This window comes from Runella salmonicolor, from assembly GCF_024158025.1.
GTDB classification, from domain to species: Bacteria; Bacteroidota; Bacteroidia; order Cytophagales; family Spirosomataceae; genus Runella; species Runella salmonicolor.
The window spans coordinates 278,726-302,996 of sequence record NZ_JAMZEL010000006.1 but is presented as its reverse complement, the minus strand read 5'-3'; the positions used below and the strand labels follow the sequence as shown (position 1 = coordinate 302,996).

Below are 24,271 nucleotides of genomic sequence, written 5' to 3'. Positions count from 1 at the left end.
AAAAGTTAAAATATATTGAGGACTATTCCTCATATATCATGTACCAGATAGGTGTATTTTTTGTAGTAAAGGTAGAATAATGGTAGAACAGTACGTGTGTAACTATCTATTTTTTAGTGAGTTACAAATGAAAAATTTTTAAAATAGCTGATAAAGGTATAATATTATGTAGAAATGACTACGTATAGAATTACTTCATTTTCTTAAATTTATTGATGATTTCAAGAATTGGCCGTCTATTTTTACTTGATGGGTTTTTAGTTCTTTGTAGTTGGTTTATTTCAATGGTTTTACCCCTAACTTTAAAACAGTCTACAGTTATCTGCCATTTATTCTTGTTGGACGTGTTATTATATTCTGTATTTTCAGTCAGTAGCTTGACAAAATAATACAGTTGGTTTATATCACCAAGCCAATCTATTTTCTCTTTTATTATTCCTTGGTTAAAAACCTTTCTAAAAATTGAAAATTTTGTACGATTATGAATCAGATTTTCACTTTTAAGTGCATTCCATATAGAATCTATTATAGATATGGATTTACTATTATTATCAATATAAAACCCATATTTTGTTACTGAATTCCTTGAATTTGATGTCTTTTTATCTCCTCTACCCCTATTTTCATGCATGAACTCTGATTCAGGCAGGTGCTTTTCTGATATGCTTTTTGAAATTTCTTCAAGTGATTGCCTGACTGATGGAAACCTTGTCTCTAAAGAAGTTTCTTGGGTGAAAAAAGCAGGAACTTCAAGTGAGTAAGGTATTCCATCATCCCCTTTCAGCAACACATTTTCAATCTCTGCATACCGCTGCCTAATTGTATATTGCTGGGCTTTTTTAATGTAGGAGTTGATCTGGTTAATGAAAGCAGCAGCTTCCATTATTTGACTCTCTGCCGGTTGAGTGTTAAGCCACATACTCATTTTAAAGTAAATGGCTGAGGTTTTTTGCTGAAAATAAGTTTTGAAGGGTATTACATAATACGAATGCTCAAAAGGGTCATTAGTCAAGACATCTTGGTCTTCGGCAAATGTTAAAGAATTGATTTTGACCCTTTTTTTGAAGAAGCCATCCAGTATGTTTTCCTCAAATCCTTGCTCTGTTTCTAAAATATCAGTGTAAAATTTTAGAAAATCTTCCTTTTTAGTTGGCTTTTCGTATCTAATTGCAATATGCTGAAATTCTCCCAGCCCCTGTTTAATGTCATTCAAGGCATCTATTATACCATCTCTATAGAAAGCAAGTGAAAGATTATTGAGCAGCTGATGCTCAATGAGTTTCAGCTGACCCAATAATAACTCTATTCTTTCTGCCAAGGGTTGATTACTTGGGGTGGAGGCAACTTGGAATTGCCATTTATTAAATTCATCTAATAATACTGCCCTTTTTTGATTTATGATTCCTGTGTAGTATTTATGTTTTAGTGCCTGAAAAGTGTTGAAATCAGGCAAACTATCATCTTCCAAAGACATATTGACATATATAGTAAGAGAAAAATCCTCCTCAAATTCTTTTGGTAAGCCCCCTCCCTTAGTATGTTTGTTTATAATATCAATTACTTCTTGGCTTAAGGACTCCTTGGGTAATTTCTGGAGGTGCTTCAAAAAATTCTTTTGGAATGTACCGTCAAATAGTTCATTTAGAGTGCTAAAATCCATGTCATTTAAAATTGGTCAAAAGTTTTGCATATTGCTTTTTTACATCATCCTCAAAGCTATCAAGGTAGTGTTCTGTGGTTTTGAGGCTGTTGTGCCCCAAGCTTTCAGAAATGAACTCAATGGGAGCACCACTCCTTTTGAGCACTGTTGAAAAGCTATGCCTTGCAGCATAAGTAGTTACAGGTTTATTTATACCTAATTTCTCCACTATACGCTTCATGTATTTATTGATCTGCTTTGTCAGATCTTTGACCAATGCTCTTTCCCTCTCAGGGGTAATGTTGGGATGCAAAATAGGGAAAATGTAATTATTGGGCAATTGGTCAGGAATACCCCATTTGGCAATAATCACTTTGGCATCTGCACCCAAATAAACAACAATGGGCTTTTGGTTGCTCTTTTTGGTATTTTCAGTTTTAGCCCTGTAAAACACCAATCTATCACCATCCAAGTTTGAGAATTTTAGCCTGCAAATATCCTTAATGTTGATACCATTACATAAGTAGGAGAACATCCAAAGGTCTTTTGCCTTGGCCTCCATACTGTCAGTAAGGGCTTCATATTCAAAAATCTTCTTTAACTCATTCATGGTGAGTGCTTTTTTGATATTTTGCCCAGCTGGTATCTGATATTTTGATTTTTTGAAGGGATATTTCTCTCTTTCAATCAGCCCCTTTTCAATTGCTTGATTAAAAATGGTTCTTAAACTGCGTAAGTAGATACCCACTGTAGTAGAAGACTTACCATTGGTCAGCATCCATCTTTCATAACTATTGAGAAAGTCAGGAGTTATATCCTCAAACCTAAGCTTCTTTTTGAAATTGTGAAGTGAATTTAGGGTGCACTCATAGGAACTGGCTGTACCGAGTCTGCCTTCTTCCCTTAATTTTTTGACATATAACTCAATGGTAGAATAAACATTGGCAGGATTTGCACCTTCCTCTTTTGGAAAAAATAGCTTTTCAAAGTCATTAAAGGAAAAGGGGCTTAGTTGGGTAAAGATACTGTGGGCTTTAGATACTGTGGCAGTGATATTGACTTTGACATCTTTTAGAAATGGATCACGCAGCTTTGAGGAGTCTAGTTTGTTAAAATCTACTTCACTTAATGAGGGCATTGCTACATTATAATACTTCCTTATTCTATTGAAGGTAACTCTCAATTTTAGGGGGTATGTGCCATCTTGCTTGGCTTTTCTGTTATCCAATACAACTTCTGCCGTAGGAGTGTGTGCTTTCATAGTGTTAAAAACATAGCTAAAATTTGATACACAATTTGATACACAGAAATCATCTAAAGCTCTCATACCTGTTAAGAAGAGAGAATTAGTAATTTTTGTAAGTAGCTTATAGAGAGGGAGTTGTGTATATAAATTTAACTTAGGCCCATAGCTCAGTTGGTTAGAGCATCTGACTCATAATCAGGGGGTCGTAGGATCGTGCCCTACTGGGCCCACAATTTAACCGTAACTAATTGATTTTTAATTAGTTACGGTTTTTTATTTCACTACACTTCTAAAACTGTATTTTTATTTACTCCTAACGTGCTGATAAATAGTCTTTTATCTGATTGCTAAAAATCAGATTATTCTATACTGTGATTGAGCTGCATACAATGACGAGCGACTAATCACAAATCTCCTATTGAAATAGCATTTTTACCTTTATAAGTGCGGATATACTAAAATATCAAATGACTCATAAATACCTAAGTGGAGTCCACAGAAAGTACAAAACCCGCAAAACAAGCTGTTTTGCGGGTTTTTGTTGTGTATAAAACATATAATGGAAATAAGTTATAGAATGACTTATTATTTAACAGCTTGTAAAAGTTAAACTAATTGAAAATTTTAGGTAGAAAAGGGCTGTTAGAGTCACGAGTATAACTCTGATTCTGAAAAATTTCATCAATAGATTTTATTTTATTTGGGTCATACTTAAACATTATACCTAAGGTTTCTTTAGTTAAAGGAATATTATATATTGTACGATGGTAACTACCATTAATTGGCATTAAGAACACGCTATACGGCTTATACAAGCTTTTATTGGCATCATTGAATACATCACTTGAATATGAAAAAGCAAATAGAATATCAACTTTATACACAAAAGCTGTGGGAATGTTGTGAGCTGAAATCTCAAATCCTACTTCAATCTGATTAGCGATTTTTAAAGTTTTCAACATTATATCAATATATTCTTGATTTTTATTCGTAAACATACCAGAAATCTGAGAAGGCCCGCCAAGAGTAAAAGAGTAGTATTTCTCAGCTTGATTAGTCGAACATTCGTAAGAAGCATACAAACTCCCTAAGCAATCTTTTATATTTATATTACCAATATTTGAAAGTTTAAATTTCCCTTTCAAGGTAATATCCGTAGAATTTCCGTCTTGCCTCATTTGGCTACTATCTAATTGGAAAGACTCAATTTCAAGTACAGGTGAATTCAAATCCTTTTGGAGATCGTAATTTGATATTAACGCTTCGGCTTGTTTTGCCTGAATAGCTAACAATCTACTTATTTCCCGCAAATAAGATTGATTATTTTTTTCAGAAGCCCTTAGTATTTCCTTTGTATCTAAACTAATAGAGTCTAAACTTCGGCGAGCATATTCAAGCGATAAACTATCTTTAGTAAAGCTTATTTTGTCTTTCCTTTGTTGGTCGACGTTATCCAAACTGTCTTTATCTTTACCATATTTGAATTGATTAGATGCAAGGTCTATTTGGTCTGCTACATCTAAATGAGTATAATATGCGATTACAACTGAGAGAATAAGTGGAGTTAAATACCCTAAAAATTTAATTATTTCCCCTTTATCAAAGTTTGATAATAAGTCTTTAAATACTGGATTATTTCTTCCTTTTCGTATAGGCATAGTATTTGTTTTTTACAATAAAGCAGTTGTACGAAGGTACTTAATTTCTATTTATTTTTTCTCTATGTTTAGCTTATGAGTTATGATTACTCGACCTCTATTAGTGTCATGTCAATCACAAACTGTGACTATGCCAGATTAAACCATGCCCCAACCGTCTCAGTTTATGACGATTGGGGCATGGTTTAATCTGGAATGGCTTCTATTTGTGTATTAAATAGGCCGCTACCATTCGAGAGAGCCAATTTAAAAGACGGTTCTCATTTTTAGGACTCGGATAACCTTTGCGCGGGTTTTCGACTGGAATAGGGTAGCCTTGATGAGTTGTAGCAGGAAGATAACTCTCTATCAGCTTTGAAACGTCTTCAAGTGTAAAATATCCTTTGCCCAAATAATCAAACTCTTTTAAGTCTTCGTATTCTTTGGAGGGCTTTTTGTAGACAATAATACCATCTTGCCGTTTGTGTAATAATGATGGGTGAAATAACACCATGTACAAATCGGTAATGGTTCTAATTTGACCTTTAGCCCTTCGGTATTTTAGGTATTTGTCAACGTAATTAAGCTGCTCAAAATGGGTTGAGCTTGCTAAAACCCCCTGTGTTGTTCCCAATAGTTGCGCGGTAGATTGGCTAAACTGGATTAAGCCAACATTTCCAGAAGTCGAATAATACCCCGTTCTAAGTTGGCCTTTTGTGACAAGGTACATTAAGGCCATTAACCAATTGGGGTTGAAGTCATATTTTAGAGCAATGCCTATAACCGCCGCTTCAAACTGCTGCTTGTGTGAATACCTTAACGGTAGTCTTTCGATATAAACGAGTTGATTAGCCATAGTTTGATAATTGATAGGTTGATTAACTTCATTTGAAAAGTAAAACCAAGACAACTAAACCAATGCCAACCGTAGAAGGAGACAAAGTAGACGAATTGGCTTTATCTTGAATGTCCTGAATAGATTTAATTCCATTTAAGACATTTTGTAATTTCAATTGTAAGGTTTGCAATTCGGTTTGTGCTTTTATTGAATTTTGACTACTTACTACGGCAAGTGTTCCACTAATCAAGGTTAAAATTGTTCCCACAGAATTAACAAGCTGAATTTTGGCTTGTGCTTTGTTGGCATTTTCAGAGTCGGCATTCTCGGTGTCCTGTGCCTTCGGTGTACTTGGTATAGCGTTGGAAACAATGCTTGTTAAAGCCCCTGTAATAGCCGCAACACTGGTAAGGATTTTAGCGCGATTGATTTGCAATTGATAGCGGTCTGCTACTTTTTGTATGTCATTACTAATGTCAATAGCCAATTCCCCTAACTTTTGAATAGCCTCTTGACGAACAACCAATAAAACTTCGTCGGGTTGACCTTTGAAGTTTTCTAGGGTGTTAAAGACATATTGGACACTGACAAGATTTGTAGGAAAATATTGCATGGTAGTTAGTCTTTTATCGAAATACTATCCATTGTTTCCCAAACACCATCTTTTGATTTGTGTTGAAGGACAATTTTAAAACTGCTTAATCCTTCTTTTTCCTTCTTTTTTTTGAGACGGTCAAACGATTGACGAGCCGCGTTGTAACTGGAAAACTGTTCTACGTATCCCGTTGATTTTACTCTAAATGATTCCGAAAAATTTCTTGATTCCATTGTCTTAGATGTTTTGTTTGATAGTTGATTTAACCCTACAAAAGACGAAAACACCGCTTTTAGTTGGCGGTGTTTTCGGGCTGATTCGGAAAAATCAGGGTTTTTGTTTATCGTTTTGTACTACTTTGAAGGGATTCTTGAATATCTAATTCGTTTAAATCTAAGTAGTTAGCGAAATCTTTGACCAAAATATCTTTTCGATTTGGGGGATAATCGTAGTTAAATCGGATATTTTGACACACTTCCCCCGTTTTGGTCTTTCCCCAACCCGTTATTTGCATGATTTCATCTCGTTTTATAAACAGCCGTTTCATGGTTCGAGATTGTTTGATTGTAAAATCATTTTTCTACGGTAGGCTTTTTGGCAACGTTGCGAACAAAAGGCCGTTTCTTGCCTTTGGGCTTCAAATTCACTTTCACAAAAAAGGCATGGTTTTGTATAAAATAAACCTCTTATATAAGAACCATCATCCAAATACTTGATAGTTCTCACCTTTTTAAATACGGGGTTTGTTGTTCGTTTTGGGTTCATATCGGTACGAATTGTGAATCAATTATTGATTAGTAAACGACGGGTTAAAGGGGGCGAACAATGGCAAAAACTGTAAATAACCCTGTAAAAACCCTTGTAAATACCCTCTAATATTCCCCCCCTGTAATGAGGTTGTTAAAGTCTTTATGGTTTGGGTAGTATTTGCTACCATCAAATACTTTGACTCCTGTTTCTGTAATGACGCTTTTCGCGCTTAAACCCGCGTTGTCATTATCAAAATAGATGTTTACCTGTTTGTAGCTTTTAATGCCCTCTAAGACATGATTGAGGTTTGACAATGAGTTTAACACAACAGTAGTGTTTCGTGGCTCTGTGATACCAAAAAAGCAACATGAAGAAAGGAAATCAAAAAAGCCCTCAAATAAATTGAGCGTATTCGAGTTTGAAACTGGAAAGGTTGTTATCCATTTGGGAGAGGTCGAACTTTTCCAATAAGGGTTACGAATTTCAAAACCTCCTTTGTCGTTTTCAAACCCTACGGCAAAAGCCCTTTTGTTGCCACGTCGGTAATGTATTTCCTTCAAATACTTCGTTGCTAGGGTAGTAGAAATGCAACGGTCGTGAACGTACTTAAAAAGTCCTTTGCTCTTTAGGGGTGTCACGCTTGTTATGATAAATTTTGATTCTTTGGGAGTTGATACGGGATTTTGGCCGATAAAAGAAAAGGTTGCGGTTTGTTCGATAGAGGCGAATTTTTGTAGTATATCAACGGCTTCGATAAAAGTGCAGTTGGTTAGGTAACGGACTAAGCGGATAATGTCACCACGTTCGCCACTGGTGAAATCGTGGAAGGTGTTTTCTTTGGGATGCACAAAAAACGACGCGTTACGTTCATCGTTTTTGGGAGAGAAATAAACGACACGAACGCCTGAAAGTTTGACAGGCATAACGCCTAAGCTATACAGGTAGTTTACAATGCTTACCTGTTTGATTGATTCGATGGTTTGCTGTGGTATCATTTCTTTTTTCTTTATCGGCCTAAATATTAGATAAATACAATTTTGTGCGTTTAACCGTTATTGGTTCTGTGCAATCGGCTATAAGAATTTTTGATTTTTACCTACTTAGTTACTTACTTACAAAAAAATACCTGACTATCAAGTGATTATATAAAGAAATGTAAGTAAAATAGTACTAAGTAGGACAATAACCATCTTACTTAGTAGACTATCAGAAACACCAAAAAACTAAGTAACTAAGTAGAACTAAGTAAGATTGATGTTACTTGGTTTTTTTATTTATAAATATTTAATTATTAGATACTTATAAATAACTAAGCAACTAAGTATGTTAAAATCAACTTTCCTGTAACCAATACCCTTTATCTTGGTATTTAAGTTGTGAGTTATACTTTTGTGTTTGTTGGAATCCTAACATTTTTAAAGCACGACCTATTTGTATATGAGTAACTTTATAACCCCTCTCTCTTAGGTTTTTTTCTAAGGTAGTAGCAGTATAAAAGGAAGCATCTATACTTGTACTTTCGGCACTCTTAAAATGCTTAGCAATTAATTCCATTTCGGCAGTAACACGCATAAATCGACGGTTTAACAACTCCATTTGATTAATTTCATCATAGCTTAGTTCACCCTTAAATCCGTCTTTTAATAGTGCATAGGCTTGCGCCCATACTCTATTAATATCAATTTGACTATACCCGTCTTTACCCCCGTTATCGTGGTTGATTTTTAGTACGTTAAATATTATCCAACGAACTGAACCCGTTTCGTCGGTCAAAAAATCAAAGTGGTTTGTACTTGCTACAAATGAAGCTCGACGAAAAAAAAGTACCTCAGTACTTGAAAATAAAGGGGCGTACTTTACGGTACTTTCTGATAAAGTGGCTTTAAATTCATTGTTCAAATCTCTTTTGTCAAATTGCGCCAATTCGTCAAGATTTACTAAGAAGTTTTGAACCAAAGAAAATTTACTTTGCCGGCCCCCGTGAAAGTCGTACCCCTTTTTATAATAAGTCTTTAAGGCAGGAGGTACTAAAAAATCAAAAAAAGATGTTTTCCCGTCGTGCTGTTTACCTACAAACGTGAAGCAATGCTTATTAAATTGGTTGTTGCCTAATGCTTGAGAAACGACCCTAACCAACATTTTTTTAAACATTATTTCAAACCAATATTGGTCATCGGTTTTTATAAAAGTGCTTAATTGTTTGATATAGTCAGGTTGTGAGGAGTCCCATTTATCTAACCCTTCAAAGTATTCTTTAAAAGGGTCATATTTTTGTATAATTGATGAACCTAAAATAGCTTTTAATTCACCGTCAAAACGGGTATAACCATTCTTTAGAAGTTCGTATTTTAAATCATTCTCATTGATTGGTTCAAAGGAATCTTTTGTATCCTTTGCCCTCTTTTCAATGGTATTAGTAATGACATTAATACGAATATCATAATTACCCAAAAGATGCCCTTCAATTTCATCTATTTTTAAGGCTTTTCTTGTATTAACTTTCTGATTATCAAACTTTTGTGTACCTTTGTCCATACTTATTAAGGGAGTATTTTTTGAAAATTTGTTTTAAATCAGAAAAAGCGATACCAATGGCATCGCTTTTTCTCTGTAACCTAAAGGCCGTCTGATACTGCTATCAATTTGGCGGATAGGAATTCAGTGATTTCAAGTTGCAGCCTAAACCGTTCAGTAACTTCAAAATGAACGTCTAAAACCTTTTCCATGACCGATTCGGGTAGAAACCCTCTAAGGTCTTCGTATAGTTCATCTAAGGCTTTTATTTGGGGTATATTTAGGTTTATGGTTGAATTTTGCATGGTTTTACTTATTTATGGGTTTGAATGGGTTAAACGGCTATTTTGTGCCTTTTTTTCGCTCAATAAAGTTTTGAAAATCCTTTACTACTGAATCGTCACTACGTTGAAAATAAAAACGTTCAGTAGTGGTAATACTCTTATGTCCCAACATGGCCGATACAGATTGAATGGGTACGCCATTGTTCAGAAAGTAGCTTGAACAAGTCTTTCGTGCTGTATGCGTTTTAAGAAGTGTTTGAATGCCTGTAATGACCATAATTTCCTTCAAAATACGGTTCATGTAAGCATTTGAGAACACAGGCAATGCCCTCCCTCTTTTTACACAAAAGGGATGGTTTTTATAGCGTTCAATCAATTCTAAGGCTTGCGGAATTAATGGTATAAACGAACGGTTCTCATTTTTCCCCCTGTTTGGATCGTACACTTTTTGACCATCTTTTCTTGTCTTAATTCTTTCAATGGCGAAGTCTCGGACATCCATATACGAGAGTCCAGTAAAGCAAGCCAGAAGGTAAGCATCTTTAACGTACTCATATTGGGGCACTTCCAATTTAGCATTGATAAGCGTTTCTAATTCTTCTTCCGTCATGGCTTCTACTGGTTTTCTTCCCCGTTTGGTTTTTAAAGACCCCAAAGGATTCTTGTCAATCCATTGATTATCAACGGCATAATTCAAAATACGCTTAAACATTTCTACGTGCCGTATTGCGTGGTTATGCTGATGATTAAGCTTTGATTTACAGAAATTTATAAGGTTTTGACCGTCAATTTTGCGGACTTCTGACAATTGTAGTTTTTCCGTTTGATAGGCAGAAACAAAGTACTTTTTTATGCTATCAGTCATGGTTCTAAACTTTACAACAGTGCCTTTCTTATATCCTTTCCCCTCTAATTTTAGATAGTTTTCGGTGTAAAAATTCTCTAAACACTCAAAAAGAGTAGGGACATTTAATACACCTGACTCGTTAAAAACCAGTGCTTTAAGCCTTTGCAAATTCACTTTCAAACCTGCTAATTCTAGCTTATAATACTCTGAATAAAAGCGGTTTTTGAGGTCTTGTAAAAGGTTCGTAGCTTCCACATTATTATGGATAGAGAAGTTGGCTTTATCCAGTTTGCCAGTAACACGAATACCCGTACTAAAGAATAATTCTTCTTTGGAATCCCTAATAGTGAAATAAACCATTATCCCCCTTTGGGAACAGGTGACACTAAACGAATTAGCCCTAACTTGATGATGGTTAACGGCTTTTTTTGTTACTTTTACCATTGTTTTACTTTGTGTTTTGAGGTGAAACTAACTAGCCCTATCTCATTGGCAACCGGCTCCGACACCATGCCAAACGAGTAGGGCTTTTAGTTTAAAAAAGGTCTTTGGGATTAACATTAAAGCAGTTGGCTAAACGTGCCAATTCTTCTAAATTGGGTTGTTTCTCATTGCGTAGAAATTGCCCAAAACGCCGTTTGTGGATACCTAACCCACGATAAAACTGATTTGAGGGCTTAAACGGGAATCCCTCGTTTTCCCTTTGCCGTATTACATCTTGTAATCGGTTTTGCACATTAGTTATTAAATGACTCATATTAAGAATATTTTTCACAAATAAACTCTTAAAATGAATATAAATTAACCTTTGGGAGTATTTATATTTTCAAAACAGGGTTTTAACATCATTTTAGGAGTAATATATTTGTAGTATGAACTATTTAGAGAATATAAAGCGTATCCGCAAAACAGCAGGGCTGACACAGATAGATATGTCAGAACGTTTAGGACTTACCAAAAACAACTATGGCAAAGTCGAAAACGGCCAAGTGGAACTAACCGTAAATAGACTATATCAAATTGCTGATATTCTGGGAGTTAGTGTAACAACCCTGCTTGAAGAAAATGTAGGTAACGCCCAAAAAATAGCTGAATTGGAAAAAATCAATGAGGAGATAGAGAAAAAAAACAGAGACTTACAAGCAGACCTTGATAGAACTAAGGAGATGTTTGATGCAGTGTGGCCATTTGCAAAAACTATTTTAAGTGTTTTTAAAAATATTGACCCAAAAACCTTTATAGAAAACCCCGATAGGGATTCTTTACTAGCTAATCTCAAAGAAAAAGGTTTTGAACTTAAAGACGAATCCCTTTTAGGTCTTAAACTTCCCTGAGCCTTTTCATACAATTATAGTAACACATTTGGTTTAATACCAACAGGTAATTATCTGATTATAAGGAAGTTGAATTTATTAGGGGTGAATTTTAAAATGCTTTTATCATCAATATGAAATATCACAAGACATAACTAATTGATTATCAGCAAGTTTTACTTGCCTACTGGGCCCACATCACAAAAGCACTTAGCAGCAATGTTAAGTGCTTTTGTATTTTAAAAGCTAGATTGAGACCAATCACTCAAAACTATTATCGGATTAATCTTTGAAAATCAAATAAAAAGGTTACATTTATACAATAACGGGAATTAAGGTTCTGGGATTAATACCACACCAACGTAAATTGATGAAGCCATTTGTAACTCCTGCATTGCCCCGCTTCAACTTACCTTTTCTCAATTTATGACTACTCTACCGTTACGTCTTTTACTGGCTGATGACGATGCCGACGATCGTTTGTTCTTTCGGGAAGCGCTGGACCAAATCCCTGTTTCCGTTGAGCTTACTACGGTCACAAATGGGCAACAGCTCATCGAGTGGCTACAAGAACATCAAAGCAACCTCCCCCACCTGATTTTTTTAGACCTAAATATGCCCCGAAAAAACGGGCATGAATGTTTAACGGAAATGAAACTAACGCCTCAGTGGCAATCCGTACCCGTTATTATCTTCTCTACTTCGATTTATCCTGTACAGGTAGACGAACTGTACCATAAAGGGGCGCAGTATTATATCCAAAAACCAACCGATTTTAAGAAGCTAACTCAGGTGATTGAGCAGTTGCTTCTCATGCCCGAGGAACAAAGGCAGGTGCAACCCGCCAAAAAAGATTTTATTTTATGCAGAGCAAGATAATGAGCGTATGAAAGCTGACGAAAAAGTATTGTCCACCAATTTGTTTCCAGTAGTGGGCATCGGTGCATCAGCAGGCGGATTGGAGGCCTTCCGGAAATTGCTCAAAGCCATTCCCGAAAAATCAGGAATTGCCTTCGTACTGGTGCAGCATTTAGCCCCCAACCACGAAAGCCTACTGCCTGATTTGCTACAAAAAGTAACGACCATTCCCGTCGTAGAAATCTCCGACGACATTAAGGTGGAGCCTGACCATATTTATATTTTACCCAGCAATAAGATGCTGGTGGCCAACGACGGAATATTGCAACTGAGTCCGCGCGTTACCCAAAAAAACGAGCTCAATCTCCCCATCGACATTTTTTTTACCTCTCTGGCCGAAGTTCACCAAAGCCACGCCATCGGCGTTGTGTTGTCGGGCACGGGCAGCGACGGCACAGGGGGCCTGAAGGCCATTAAAGACCACGGAGGTATTACGTTTGCGCAGGATGAGGCCTCGGCCGCCTACGAAGGTATGCCCAAAAGCGCCGTCCAGGCCGGGGTGGTCGACTTTATTCTCCCACCCGACGAAATCCCGCAAAAACTGTCGGACATCATTCGGATTCTTCGCTCAGACAGCACCAAAGACCCCAACGCCGAAGAAACTGAAAAGGAGCTGGTCAAACAAATCCTTGCAGTGCTGCGCATCCGGAAAGGAACTGACTTTACGTATTATAAACAAACGACCGTCCGCCGCCGAATCCTGCGCCGAATGGCCATTAACAAAAATGAAGATACCGCGGCCTATCTGGTTTTTTTAAAGGACAACAAACAGGAGCAGGATGCTTTATACCAAGATTTACTGATTCCCGTCACCTCTTTTTTCCGGGACCCGCAGGTATTTGATAATTTATGCGAAACGGTTTTTCCGCTTATTTTGAAAAACAAAAGCGCAGGAGAGGCCATTCATATCTGGATAGCAGGTTGCAGCACCGGACAGGAAGCCTATTCCATGGCCATGTGTTTGACTGAGTTTTTGGGCAATACCACCGAACGAGTGCAACTTTTTGCCAGCGATTTGAGCGAACCTGCCATTGCAAAGGCACGCATCGGAACCTATTCAAAAAGTGAAATAGAAAGCCTGACCCCCGAACGCCTGCAAAAATTCTTCGTCAAAAAAAACGGCAATTACCAAATCAATAAATCCGTGCGGGATATGTGCGTGTTTGCCACGCACAATTTTTTAAAAGATCCCCCTTTTAGCAAAATGGATTTGATCAGTTGCCGCAATGTGATGATTTACCTCGAACCCTACCTCCAAAAAAAAGCATTTACCACATTTCACTATTCATTAAACCCCAAAGGATATTTATTGCTCGGTAAATTAGAAACGGTCAGCAGTGTCCCTGACCTTTTTTCAATGGCTGCCAAAGATGATAAAGTGTTCACCCGCAAAGAAGGCCCTGGTCGGTTTATGCCAATGGCTGGCCAACGAAGCGAGTTGAATCTGAGCTTTGCTCATTCCAAAAACGAAAACATGCGCACCGATTTTCAAAAAATTGCCGACGACCTTATTCTCAGCCGGTATACTCCCGCGGGAGTGGTCATCAATGAAGACATGGACATTGTGCATTTTCGCGGCATTACGGGTCCCTATTTAGAACAGACATCGGGCAAACCTACCCATAATTTGTTGCTTCTGGCCAAACACGGACTGGCCTTTGAGCTGCGCAATCTTCTCTACAAAGCAAAAAAAGACAAAGCGCGCGTAATCAAAGAGATTATTCCGTTCCGGACCGATGGCAGCCTACGTACCATTTCTATCGAAATTTTACCCCTGCCGGGCACGCCTGAACAACACTATTTGATTCTTTTTCATGAAACAAACGCCGTTGACTCCCTCCCTCCAACAGGCCGCCCCAAAAAAGCAACCAAAACAGTCTTAGACGATAAAGACCTTCGCATTCGGCAATTTGAGCAGGAACTCATCCAAACCCGCGAAGATATGCGCGCCATAACGCAAGACCAAGAGGCCTTGAGCGAAGAACTTCAAAGCGCCAACGAAGAATTATTGAGTGGCAACGAAGAGTTGCAAAGCCTCAACGAAGAATTGGAAACGGGTAAGGAAGAACTCCAAAGCACCAACGAAGAACTGACGGTGGTCAACCGCGAACTAAGCAGCTTGAATGAGCAAATAACGACGGCCCGGGATTATGCCGAAGGTATCATTGCCACCATACGCGAGCCCCTGCTGGTGCTGGATAAACACCTGCGGGTAAAAACCGCCAACCTTTCTTATTACCATGCCTTCAAGGTAAACGCCGCCGATACCGAAGGGAAGTTAATCTACGAAATAGGCCACAAGGACTGGAACATCCCAGTCTTGAAAGAACTGCTTGAAAATATCCTTCCCGAAAAATCAACTTTCGACAATTTAGAGCTGACGCATACATTTTATAACATTGGCGAACGAAGAATGCGGCTCAATGCCCGTGAAATAAAAGAGGGAAATTCGGAGAAATTAATCCTGCTCGCAATTGAAGATATAACAGAACAAGCCCGCGCCGAAGAAGCTCGGATAGAAATCCAAAAACGCTACCAATTCATTACCAATTCGATTCCGCAAAAAGTATGGGCCACCGACGAAGAAGGCAACCTCAACTTTTTTAATGACGTTTGGCTCGACTACACGGGACTTTCGGTGGATGAACTCAAAGAGTGGGGATGGAAAAAAATAATCCACCCCGACGAGTGGGAAGAATACAAAAGCAAGTGGCAGCACTCGCTGGCTACTGGTACTGAATTTGAACTCGAACACCGATTATTGAATAAGGAAGGCGAATACCGCTGGCACTTGAGCCGGGGATTAGCGTATAAAGCCGAAGACGGGAAACCATCGATGCTGTGGGTAGGTACCCACACGGAAATTCAACAGCATAAAAAACTAAAAGACGAACTAAAAAAGGCCGTCATCGAACGAACGTCCGAGTTGAAAGAGGCCAATGAAAAGCTCGTAGAAAAAAACAACAGCCTTCAGAAACTCATCAAGGAGCTTGAATCTTTTTCTTATGTAGCAAGCCATGACCTACAAGAACCGCTGCGCAAAATACAACTGCTGGCCCGGTACCTCGACGACCACGAAAGCCAAAACTTAACCGCTGGCGGCAAAGATTATTTTAGACGCATCCTGAATTCGGCCGAAAGAATGCAACAACTAATCAATGATTTACTGTTGTTTACCCGTTTTAATACCGAAGCCCGAAAATTTGAAAGTACAAATCTCCGCCCCATTGTGGAGGAAGTACTGACCGAACTAAGCGAAACTATCCAAGAAAAACACGCCACCTTCGACCTAGTCCATCTCGGTTCCGCCCCCGTCATCGCGTTTCAGTTTCGTCAACTCCTGCAAAACCTCATTGGCAACGCCCTTAAATTTTCAAATCCTAATCGCCCCCCCCACGTAGTGATAAAAAGTAGGGTTGTAAGTGGGGATAAATTGAAGAACGAAAAACTTTTGCCCGAAAAAAAATATTGCCACATCACGGTCACCGACAACGGTATCGGCTTTGACCCCCAATATAGCGAACGAATCTTTGAAGTTTTTCAACGCCTGCATGAACATGAACAATACAATGGAACAGGTATTGGGCTGGCCATTGTCAAAAAAATCGTTGAGAATCACAACGGAACCATCACCGCCACGGGCAAACCAGATAAAGGTGCTCAGTTCGATATTTATATTCCGGCCCAATAAAGCATTCCATAATAACAAATTAAAGATGCTCAAATTCAACCAGCTATAATTTCTCTCACGTTACCGTACAAATCTGTGTTATGCCTAAAACTGTGTTGCGTTTAGTAATTGTAAAAACAATACTTCTGGCGTGGTTGTGTTTCAATACCCTGACATTGAATGCTCAAAGTCAGTTGGTTAACGAATGGATTAAGCCCAATCAGAAATATTTAAAATTTTCAATTACGCAATCGGGAATTTATCGTATCAGTTATCAGGATATTAAAAACGCCGACCCTGCTTTTCTCCAGACAGACCCTACGCATTGGCAATTATTCTGGCGAGGAAAGGAAATAGCCATCCGCATTGTAGGCCAACAAAACGGGATTTTTGACGACCCTGATTACCTTGAATTTTACGGCGAAGGCAACGACGGGAGCCAAGATTCGCTGCTTTATCGGCCCCAAAAAAGGCTACACCCCTATCAAACGCTATTTTCGGACGTTGCCGCCTATTTCCTAACCATCCATCCGTCCTCTGCTGGCAAACGAATTTTGGAGTTAAATACCTCAGCACAAGGCCTTATTCCCGAAAAATTCCACCTTGAAGAGACCGTCCAAGCTTTTACAAAAGAATATACTTTTAACAGTCTGAAAGGCATCGAACCTACGCTCCAACAAAGTTATTTTGAGCCCGGAGAAGGATGGTCCGGAAACCTCCTGACAACCGACTCCGTGGGGGTGGTTCATTTCAAATTGATGAATCCAATCGTGACCAATTGGCCCATCAAACTAGAAGGCATGATCAACGGTCGGGATAATCTGTTTCATCAGATTGAGATTCAAGTAGACACCAATCCCCAAACCACCCTAGCCTCTTTGGATTTTTGGGGATATATGAGCCAAACATTCCAAACCACCATTGCGGCAAGTTCGGTGCGCAACCAACGCCTTAGCGTACGTTTTGAGCCCCAAAAAACCAACATTAAAAATCAATTTTCAATTACCTACGTTAAGTTATCCTATCCGCAGGCGTTCGACATGGCGGGGGCCTCCTCCAAGGTATTTCACCTGCTGGCCAACGCCCGTCGGTCTGCTTTACTCTTGGTACAAAATGTGCCCACGACCGCCACGGCCTATGATATTACTGACAAAACCGATTGCCGTCTCTTAATTTCGGACATTCGTGACGGCCAAGCGCAGATAGTGGTTGATGAAACAACCCGCAACCGCGACATTCTGTTGACGACTCAGTCGTTGAAACCAATGGCGATTGCGCCAGTCAAATTTCATTTGACCTTCTCTGCATCAACGGATTACGTAATTATCACCCACGCTTCGCTCAAACAATCAGCCAAAGCCTATGCCGACTACCGGGCCTCCGCGCCAGGGGGAGGGTACAAGCTACTGATTGTAGAAGCTGATTCTCTCTATGATGCCTTTAACTACGGCGAGCGGAGTCCGTTGGCCCTACGACGTTTTGCGGACTTTATGCTGGCAAATACGGCGGCAAAAAATTTACTGCTAATCGGTAAAGCCTGTAGTTACCCCTATTTTGTCAAAACAGCCACCGATGATTTAGTGCCCACCATCGGTTATCCAGGCTCCGATATTTTGTTGACGGCAGGCTTAAAAGGTTTTTCGGCCAACACCCCCGCTATACCCACGGGTAGACTCAACGTAACCACCAACGAGCAGGTTTTGTCCTATCTGGCCAAACTCAAACAGTTTGAGGGGACAAAATTTGAGGATTTGAGGCGTAAACACATCGTACACATCAGCGGAGGAAAAACCCACGACGAAGCGCAGAGTTTGCAAGCCACAATCCAACGTTTGGGAGATATATTTAGAAATGGATTCGTGGGGGGAAAGGTAACATCCTTTCACAAAAGCAACCCCTACGAAAAGGTAGAATCCATTGATATTGTACCAGTTGTTAACGAAGGCACCAGCCTAATCACCTTTATTGGCCACGCGGGCCCCGCTATTACCGACATGAATTTTGGGTTTGCTTCCCCGCCCGAAAACGGGCTTCGCAACCGATTTTATCCCCTCATGATTTTTAACGGTTGTGGGGTTGGGGAGATTTTTTCTCGTTTTAATACCCTCTCCACCGACTGGCTGTTGGCCCCCGAAAAAGGCGCAGGCGCAGTACTCGCCCACTCCTATTACAGCTACGAAGCACCCACCACCCGCTACTTAACTAAACTGTACGGCCATTTATTTACCAACGCAAACACCTTTGGGTTGTCGCTGGGCAAAACCCAACAACTACTCAACCAAACCATTGAAAAAGAGAGCATTACTGCTTTTGACGTATCTGTTTTGTTGCAAATGGTGCTTCAGGGAGACCCCGCATATACCCCCTATCCATTGTCAAGCCCCGATTTTGCCGTGGAACAAAAGGATGTCTATATTCAATCTTCGGTCAGGGGTAGTATGCTCAAAAACAGTGATTCGATTCGAGTGGTCATTCCAATTAGTAATTTAGGCAGATTTGTACCTGAGCAACCTGTTTCATTGTTACTGAAAACGACGGGAAAAGTCTCCACCGAAAAAGTTCTGTCCGTAAACGCTTTTCGTTACCGCGATACGGTGTATCATACCATACCGACAGATACAGCATTACAAAAAATTGAAGTAAGCATTGACCCCAACAACCAAGTTATTGAACTGAGCAAAGCCAATAATAACGCAACCCTCCTGATTGATTGGACGCAAGCAACTGGTAGCAGTTTTCCGCCCAATCTATTGCCAGATGTGGTCAGTCCAGTACTGAGTGTTTTTATTAACGGGGCCATGAAAGAAAACTACGCCATTGTTGACACAAAACCCAAAATAGCTATTTACCTCATAGATGAGAACCCATTATCAGTCAATGATTTAAGTGCTTTTGAGGTTTATTTAGTGGCGTGCAGTACTTGTAGCCCCCAAAAAATCCCTCCCAAATTACTGCAAATTACCGCTATTGCTGGCAATCAGCTGCGGGCCACTACCCATTTAGACCTTGAAGAAGGCAACACTTACCAGCTCATCATTTTTGGGAAAGACGCCTCTGGCAATCGAACAAAAAACCCCTATACCCTATGGCTCAACTCTTTAGTTTCCAATGCCCCCATTACTTTTTTGGCTTATCCCAACCCAGCCATTTCATACGTCAAGTTTGAGTTGAACCTGAACGGAGAGGAACTGCCGACCGAGTCGCGACTGACCATTTATAACCTATTGGGCTTACTGGTTTTCGATGGCAATTACCCCATCGAAGCGGGTAAAAACACTTTTCTGTGGCAGGCAAAAGCCCCCGGGCACTACATCTACAAATTACGATTAATCCGAAAAAACGGGCAAGCTGAAACACATACGGGAAAACTTATTTGGCTGTATTAAGCAGTCGATTGCTCGCAATTAATGCCCATTTGAATGTGGTACCCGACGCAATGATGCCCTTACCGATGCAGTCAGACGACGATTGGCAAAAGGCAACGGCCACATCTTCACGGTACACCAAACCAATGTTTGGGGCATAAACCCGCAAATATTTTGATTGATTGACCAAGGTAGAATCATTGGCCCCCACCACCGAAATAGTATGATCAAACGCCCGCGGCCCCACTGCATACGGTTGACCTTGATTTTGATATTGCAGTGCTGCTTCAGGGTTGGTATTGTATAAGTTAGGGTTCCAAGAAGTAGTGAGTAAGATAGGAAAGACCAATTCAATGACTGACACGTTGTTTTCCTGACTGACAACCTCCGAAAGGCTTCCATAAACCGTGTGAATACCCGTAAGTTTCCAAGCAGACTGCTCCGTTTGCCGGGTAGACTCTTCAACCAGATAATACAATTGACCATTTTGAACCAATGAACTCCTAATTTTTTTCTGAAATTGATAACTGCTTTTTAGGGATGAGTTAACGGCCAAATGCTTTTCCTGCGTTACTTGATACACCCAATAATCACCAACTTGTAGGGGAAAAAAAGCCGCGTCATCAGGGGTGGGTTCATGGTTCTTTTGCCGACATCCTTGGCACAAGCCAAGGAAAAACAGCAAGAAAAAAAACCAAAGATTGTGTTTCTTAAACATCGTTAAACAATTGATAAACAGCCACTAAAAGCGACCTTGGGTAAAGATAACAAAGTAATGCTGATATTACAAGGACATAATCCAGCAGAAGATTGTTTGCCGTGGCGATAATCAGTACCTTGAAGAGCTAAAAGCGCACGAGTTGGCTTTATTTTTTCGTTAATGAATATGGGTGGGATTGCGGGAATGATTCGGTTTGATGGTAAGGCGGTTTCTGCCCACGACCTCACACATATTAAACAAAGGCTCAGGCACCGGGGAGAGGTGTCGACTCAAATCTTTGACCAAGGAGCACTGCTAGCGTTTGGGAATACGATTGAAGCAAACACTGCCGCTGGTTTTTACGCCGTGGCGCATACTGACATTCCCAACCCGTCTATCAATCAACCTTTTATTTCCGGTTTTATTCAGAATGGCCCTGCTGCGTTCAATGAGTTAAATGCTGATTTCGCCGTAACCTTGTGGAATACTCGCCAACAGGCGCTGGTTTGTGCCAGAGATATTTTGGGCGTCATGCCCTTTTACTATGTACATCAGCCGGGTCGTTTTTTTGCCTTTGCCACCGAAATTAAAGCCTTGATTGGGCTTGAGGAGATAGTAGTTGTTCCCAATAGGTATAAATTCAGAGAATATCTAACGTGGAGCACCACGTATATCCCTTATAGTTCAGAAACGTTCTACGAAAATATTTACAGCCTTCTGCCCGGGCATTATCTTGAGGTAAACAATGAAAAAGCGCGTTTAGCCCCTTACTGGAACCCAAACCTTGGAAAATTTTGTCAATTGAGCCACCCCGAAGAATATTCAAGGTTGTTTAAAGAACATTTTACCGCTGCCATAGACACCCGAATGATAGGCAAAATGAGTGTTGGCGCTCATTTGAGCGGTGGTTTGGATTCTTCATCGGTCAGTTGCCTCGCCCAATCCTTGCTTAAAGCGCAAAAACGCCCTTCCCTCCATACCTTCAACATTGATACAAAACTGGCTTCGACAGATGAATCTATGTATGTGGAAGCCGTCGTGAAGCAATACCATACTCAACACCACACCGTACATCCCACCGTCGACGTGCTCGATGCAGTACTGAACATCAATCAGCTATTTGACCGCCCCGACCACTTTATCATTCCGTCCAGCTTTCATCTGAGTGTTTCGATAAAAGCCCAACAACTGGGCTGTGATTGTATGCTCACGGGGCACGACGGCGACAGTGTTATCACCACTGGTTTTGAGTATTTGGATTACTTAATAGACACCAGTGATTGGCAAGAATTGCGGTTGGCCTGCCTGCAATATACCTCATACTCTGAGCGAAATTTGGCTTTTTTAGGGGCTAACAACGAAGACTTAAGCACTCATTCAAAATACGAAAAATACGCCTTGCGCATCATTGGAGGCGATATAACGAAGCGGTTCCGCTCCCATCCATTTAGTACTTTTTTAAAGGCATTGTCCATCCCAAAACAGGCGCTTGGGCTCTCTACATCGGCCATTATTGCGTATTGCATTCAGCGTATCAAAGCTAAAATTGTTCATCTAAACCTTCTTGACAACGCATTTAGTGTTGAGTTTAAACAGCAAACACCCCCAAGACTCCAGCAATCTACCGAAGCATTAAGCGCTTCTATTTCGTCGGAGTTTCATGTTTCGGCCAATCAAATTCTTAATACAACCAATGTAATCTGTAATGAGCAATTAAATCACATTGGCGCTTATTACGGCCATCAATATACGTTTCCTTTCTTCGACAAAAATGTCGTAGAGTTAGGACTGTCAACCCCCGCCAAAATCAGCTTTGATGATGGGCGTGGACGGGGTTTGATACGGAATGGCTTACAAACGATTCTGCCTTCTCAAATTGTTTCTCGACTTACCAAAGCCAACTTTGTGGAATACGGTACGATTTCGGCCCAGCAACTCTATTTGGCAGCGCATCAGCAATTTATATCGCCAAGCCATGCCATTTGGGAGGTGATTGACCGCGCTCTATTTTTAAAAATTGTGAACGTTGTATTTGAGCAGCACGTGCCGATGCAAAGAAAAACCCGGTACAATTGGCTGTTGAGTCGTATTATTTACCTAGCACTCTGGCTGGATTCAGCCAAGAGTGCTAGGTAGTTAGTGGATTATAATATATCAAGTGTAAAACTTCTTCAGTTAAACATCTTGTTAACCTTCAAAAGAACCGCCAAAACCATCGGTTGCCGACCCAAGTTTTTGAGTCATTTTATTTACTTTACCCAAAACTTTTAGTTTTGGGGTTTTATACGCCTTTTTAGAGGCAGGAGCTGATATATACTGACCTTTAGTATTCATAGTTGAGATTTATTAGTAGTGGATAGTGGATAAAAAATTGAACTGAGCATTTATAACATCTACTCGACGACCACGCGATGATTCCGCGTTTGTCCTCGCTCCACTACTGAGAGAATATACACCCCAGTGGCCATCTTACCAGTAGCTTTTAACATAAGATTACCAGACTGGACTCCAATTTTCTGAAGGGGAAGCAAACGTCCTTCCATACTGTAAAGATTGACCAAAGCGGTTTCTGGCTCGTCTAAACGCAGGGTAAACCTTCCTTCACTAACAACCGGATTGGGAAATACCCCGTAGGCGTCTTCCCGTAAAACAACCGAGATAGCCGGATAGACCGTTACTTTACCGCTAAGATCGGTTTGCGTTAATCGATAATAGCTGGTGCCAGCATACGCTTTTCGATCTATAAGACGATAGGTTTTCAGGGAATTGCTGTTTGCGGCAATTTCACTTATTTCTTCTACCTTTTCAAAATTTCTCATTTCCTTACTACGCTCCACGAGAAACCCTTTGTTATTCGTTTCCAGCGACGTGGTCCATGCCAAGTCAACCGTTTGATTTGAAAGGGGTTTGGCAGTAAAAGACACCAAAGTAACTGGTAATGGCCGCGCTACATTGGTCACTGAATTATTATTTAATGTTATAGCCCCAGCAACTGAAAGGCCTCTACCCTCAAGGGAAGCCCCAGTACTCAGAAAAATAGCCCCCTGTGCAAGTATAGTACCCTTAAAAACTGAACCAATCCCCAAAGTGACAGCTCCATCTACCTGAAAAAACACATTGTTGGCGGTAGCACCGTTGATCAGAACAATCGATGAAGAAGTTGCGGTCGTTAAAGCACTGCTTAATTTAATGATAAAAATCCCCGACCCACTTAAAGTTAAGGTTCCGTTTAATGTAGTAGGAGATGCCGTATTCTGACAGTAAACCACCCCTGACACCAATGTTTGCCCCGCTAATTCAGGCGCTATAATTGTACCACACGGACGTGAGTTCAACGAGTTATAGGCCGACACCACATCTATGGCAGCTTGCGCAGCCTCGGGTGAACCTGGCAAACGAATGTTTCCGGTAACCATACCAGGAGGAAAGCCACTAAAAGCCCCCACATTGGTACCAATATCGCCGACGACCATTGATGCCCCCGTATTCGTAAAAGCCCCGTTTGCCGTAAATAACGCAAAATCAAAGGCTGTTCCCAGATTTGGGGCCTGTCCAAAAACTATACTTTTCAAACAAACCAAGGTGGCTATGCTCAGAATTAGTAATACATTTTTTTTCATTTGTTTCTAATTTAAATGGTGATTCAATAAAACTGGTTGACAAAAAATCAAATACCCTAAAATACTCCCTCAAAAAAGTACCATGATAAAAAATGGGCCATGGCATATCCCTTAAAAATCAAATACATCTAATTTCCCATCCTTATAGAATATATGTCTAAAGGATTGGGTAGTTATACCTCAATTGTATTTGATTAATACTGATGCATTTGGGCAAGCTCCAGATGATCGCCAACCTACGTTAGAGTCGAAAATTTGTATGACAAGAGTTTCGTATTTATACTATTGTGAGTAAATTCATAACATTAATTTTGAGTAAGTTCATACCATTAGCT

At 39.9% G+C, this 24,271-nt stretch carries 18 protein-coding genes and 1 tRNA gene; 6 read left to right on the top strand and 13 right to left on the bottom strand.

The window, feature by feature from the left end:
* Window positions 1-190: 190 nt before the first annotated feature.
* Together NCI00_RS16550 and NCI00_RS16545 are read right to left on the bottom strand one after the other, a co-directional pair.
* Entirely contained in the window at window positions 191-1,660 is a 1,470-nt protein-coding gene (locus tag NCI00_RS16550; RefSeq protein ID WP_253529312.1) for a hypothetical protein, read from the bottom strand.
* 1 nt (window position 1,661) lies between these two features.
* Window positions 1,662-2,966: a tyrosine-type recombinase/integrase gene (locus NCI00_RS16545; RefSeq protein ID WP_253529310.1), complete on the bottom strand. Its 1,305-nt coding sequence runs from the start codon at window positions 2,964-2,966 to the stop codon at window positions 1,662-1,664.
* Between the two features lie 75 nt (window positions 2,967-3,041).
* Here NCI00_RS16545 and NCI00_RS16540 point away from each other — a divergent pair.
* Window positions 3,042-3,115 (top strand) — tRNA-Ile (locus NCI00_RS16540).
* A 381-nt stretch (window positions 3,116-3,496) separates the two neighbouring features.
* Here NCI00_RS16540 and NCI00_RS16535 read toward each other — a convergent pair.
* From NCI00_RS16535 to NCI00_RS16495, 9 genes are all read right to left on the bottom strand, one after another.
* Entirely contained in the window at window positions 3,497-4,543 is a 1,047-nt protein-coding gene (locus NCI00_RS16535; protein WP_253529307.1) for a hypothetical protein, read from the bottom strand.
* 202 nt (window positions 4,544-4,745) lie between these two features.
* Window positions 4,746-5,378: a hypothetical protein gene (locus NCI00_RS16530; RefSeq protein ID WP_253529303.1), complete on the bottom strand. Its 633-nt coding sequence runs from the start codon at window positions 5,376-5,378 to the stop codon at window positions 4,746-4,748.
* A 28-nt stretch (window positions 5,379-5,406) separates the two neighbouring features.
* Window positions 5,407-5,973, bottom strand: coding sequence for a hypothetical protein (locus NCI00_RS16525; protein WP_253529300.1), 567 nt, complete (start codon window positions 5,971-5,973; stop codon window positions 5,407-5,409).
* A 5-nt stretch (window positions 5,974-5,978) separates the two neighbouring features.
* Window positions 5,979-6,188: a hypothetical protein gene (locus NCI00_RS16520; protein WP_253529298.1), complete on the bottom strand. Its 210-nt coding sequence runs from the start codon at window positions 6,186-6,188 to the stop codon at window positions 5,979-5,981.
* 107 nt (window positions 6,189-6,295) lie between these two features.
* Window positions 6,296-6,502 carry a hypothetical protein gene (locus NCI00_RS16515; protein ID WP_253529297.1) on the bottom strand — a complete coding sequence of 69 codons (207 nt, stop codon included), beginning with the start codon at window positions 6,500-6,502 and terminating at the stop codon, window positions 6,296-6,298.
* Between the two features lie 325 nt (window positions 6,503-6,827).
* Entirely contained in the window at window positions 6,828-7,700 is an 873-nt protein-coding gene (locus NCI00_RS16510; RefSeq protein WP_253529295.1) for a DUF8464 domain-containing protein, read from the bottom strand.
* Window positions 7,701-8,037: 337 nt separating this feature from the next.
* Window positions 8,038-9,240 (bottom strand): VapE domain-containing protein, encoded by a 1,203-nt coding sequence (locus NCI00_RS16505; protein WP_253529294.1) that lies wholly within the window; start codon window positions 9,238-9,240, stop codon window positions 8,038-8,040.
* Between the two features lie 80 nt (window positions 9,241-9,320).
* A complete protein-coding gene (locus tag NCI00_RS16500) occupies window positions 9,321-9,524 on the bottom strand; it encodes a hypothetical protein (RefSeq protein ID WP_253529291.1) in 204 nt (67 codons plus the stop codon).
* Window positions 9,525-9,561: 37 nt separating this feature from the next.
* Window positions 9,562-10,794 carry a site-specific integrase gene (locus tag NCI00_RS16495; protein ID WP_253529288.1) on the bottom strand — a complete coding sequence of 411 codons (1,233 nt, stop codon included), beginning with the start codon at window positions 10,792-10,794 and terminating at the stop codon, window positions 9,562-9,564.
* Window positions 10,795-11,222: 428 nt separating this feature from the next.
* On the opposite strand from NCI00_RS16495, the gene NCI00_RS16490 reads away from it, so the two are divergent.
* The 4 genes from NCI00_RS16490 (at window position 11,223) to porU2 (ending at window position 19,637) form a co-directional block, all read left to right on the top strand.
* Window positions 11,223-11,684, top strand: a complete 462-nt coding sequence (locus NCI00_RS16490; RefSeq protein ID WP_253529285.1) for a helix-turn-helix domain-containing protein — start codon at window positions 11,223-11,225, stop codon at window positions 11,682-11,684.
* Between the two features lie 405 nt (window positions 11,685-12,089).
* Complete coding sequence (locus tag NCI00_RS16485; protein WP_253529281.1) at window positions 12,090-12,542, top strand: response regulator; 453 nt, start codon at window positions 12,090-12,092, stop codon at window positions 12,540-12,542.
* Between the two features lie 7 nt (window positions 12,543-12,549).
* On the top strand, window positions 12,550-16,272 hold the full coding sequence (locus NCI00_RS16480; RefSeq protein ID WP_253529279.1) for a chemotaxis protein CheB: 3,723 nt from the start codon (window positions 12,550-12,552) through the stop codon (window positions 16,270-16,272).
* 92 nt (window positions 16,273-16,364) lie between these two features.
* Window positions 16,365-19,637, top strand: a complete 3,273-nt coding sequence (gene porU2, locus NCI00_RS16475; protein ID WP_253529277.1) for a putative type IX secretion system sortase PorU2 — start codon at window positions 16,365-16,367, stop codon at window positions 19,635-19,637.
* Here the strand turns inward: porU2 and NCI00_RS16470 are convergent.
* Window positions 19,621-20,334, bottom strand: a complete 714-nt coding sequence (locus NCI00_RS16470; protein ID WP_253529276.1) for a hypothetical protein — start codon at window positions 20,332-20,334, stop codon at window positions 19,621-19,623. The two genes, porU2 and NCI00_RS16470, sit on opposite strands and share 17 nt — an antisense overlap.
* Before the next feature lie 162 nt (window positions 20,335-20,496).
* Between NCI00_RS16470 and NCI00_RS16465 the strand changes: the two genes are divergently transcribed.
* Window positions 20,497-22,452: an asparagine synthase-related protein gene (locus NCI00_RS16465; RefSeq protein ID WP_253529275.1), complete on the top strand. Its 1,956-nt coding sequence runs from the start codon at window positions 20,497-20,499 to the stop codon at window positions 22,450-22,452.
* Between the two features lie 257 nt (window positions 22,453-22,709).
* Here NCI00_RS16465 and NCI00_RS16460 read toward each other — a convergent pair whose 3' ends face one another.
* A complete protein-coding gene (locus tag NCI00_RS16460) occupies window positions 22,710-23,936 on the bottom strand; it encodes an ice-binding family protein (RefSeq protein WP_253529274.1) in 1,227 nt (408 codons plus the stop codon).
* Window positions 23,937-24,271: the final 335 nt, after the last annotated feature.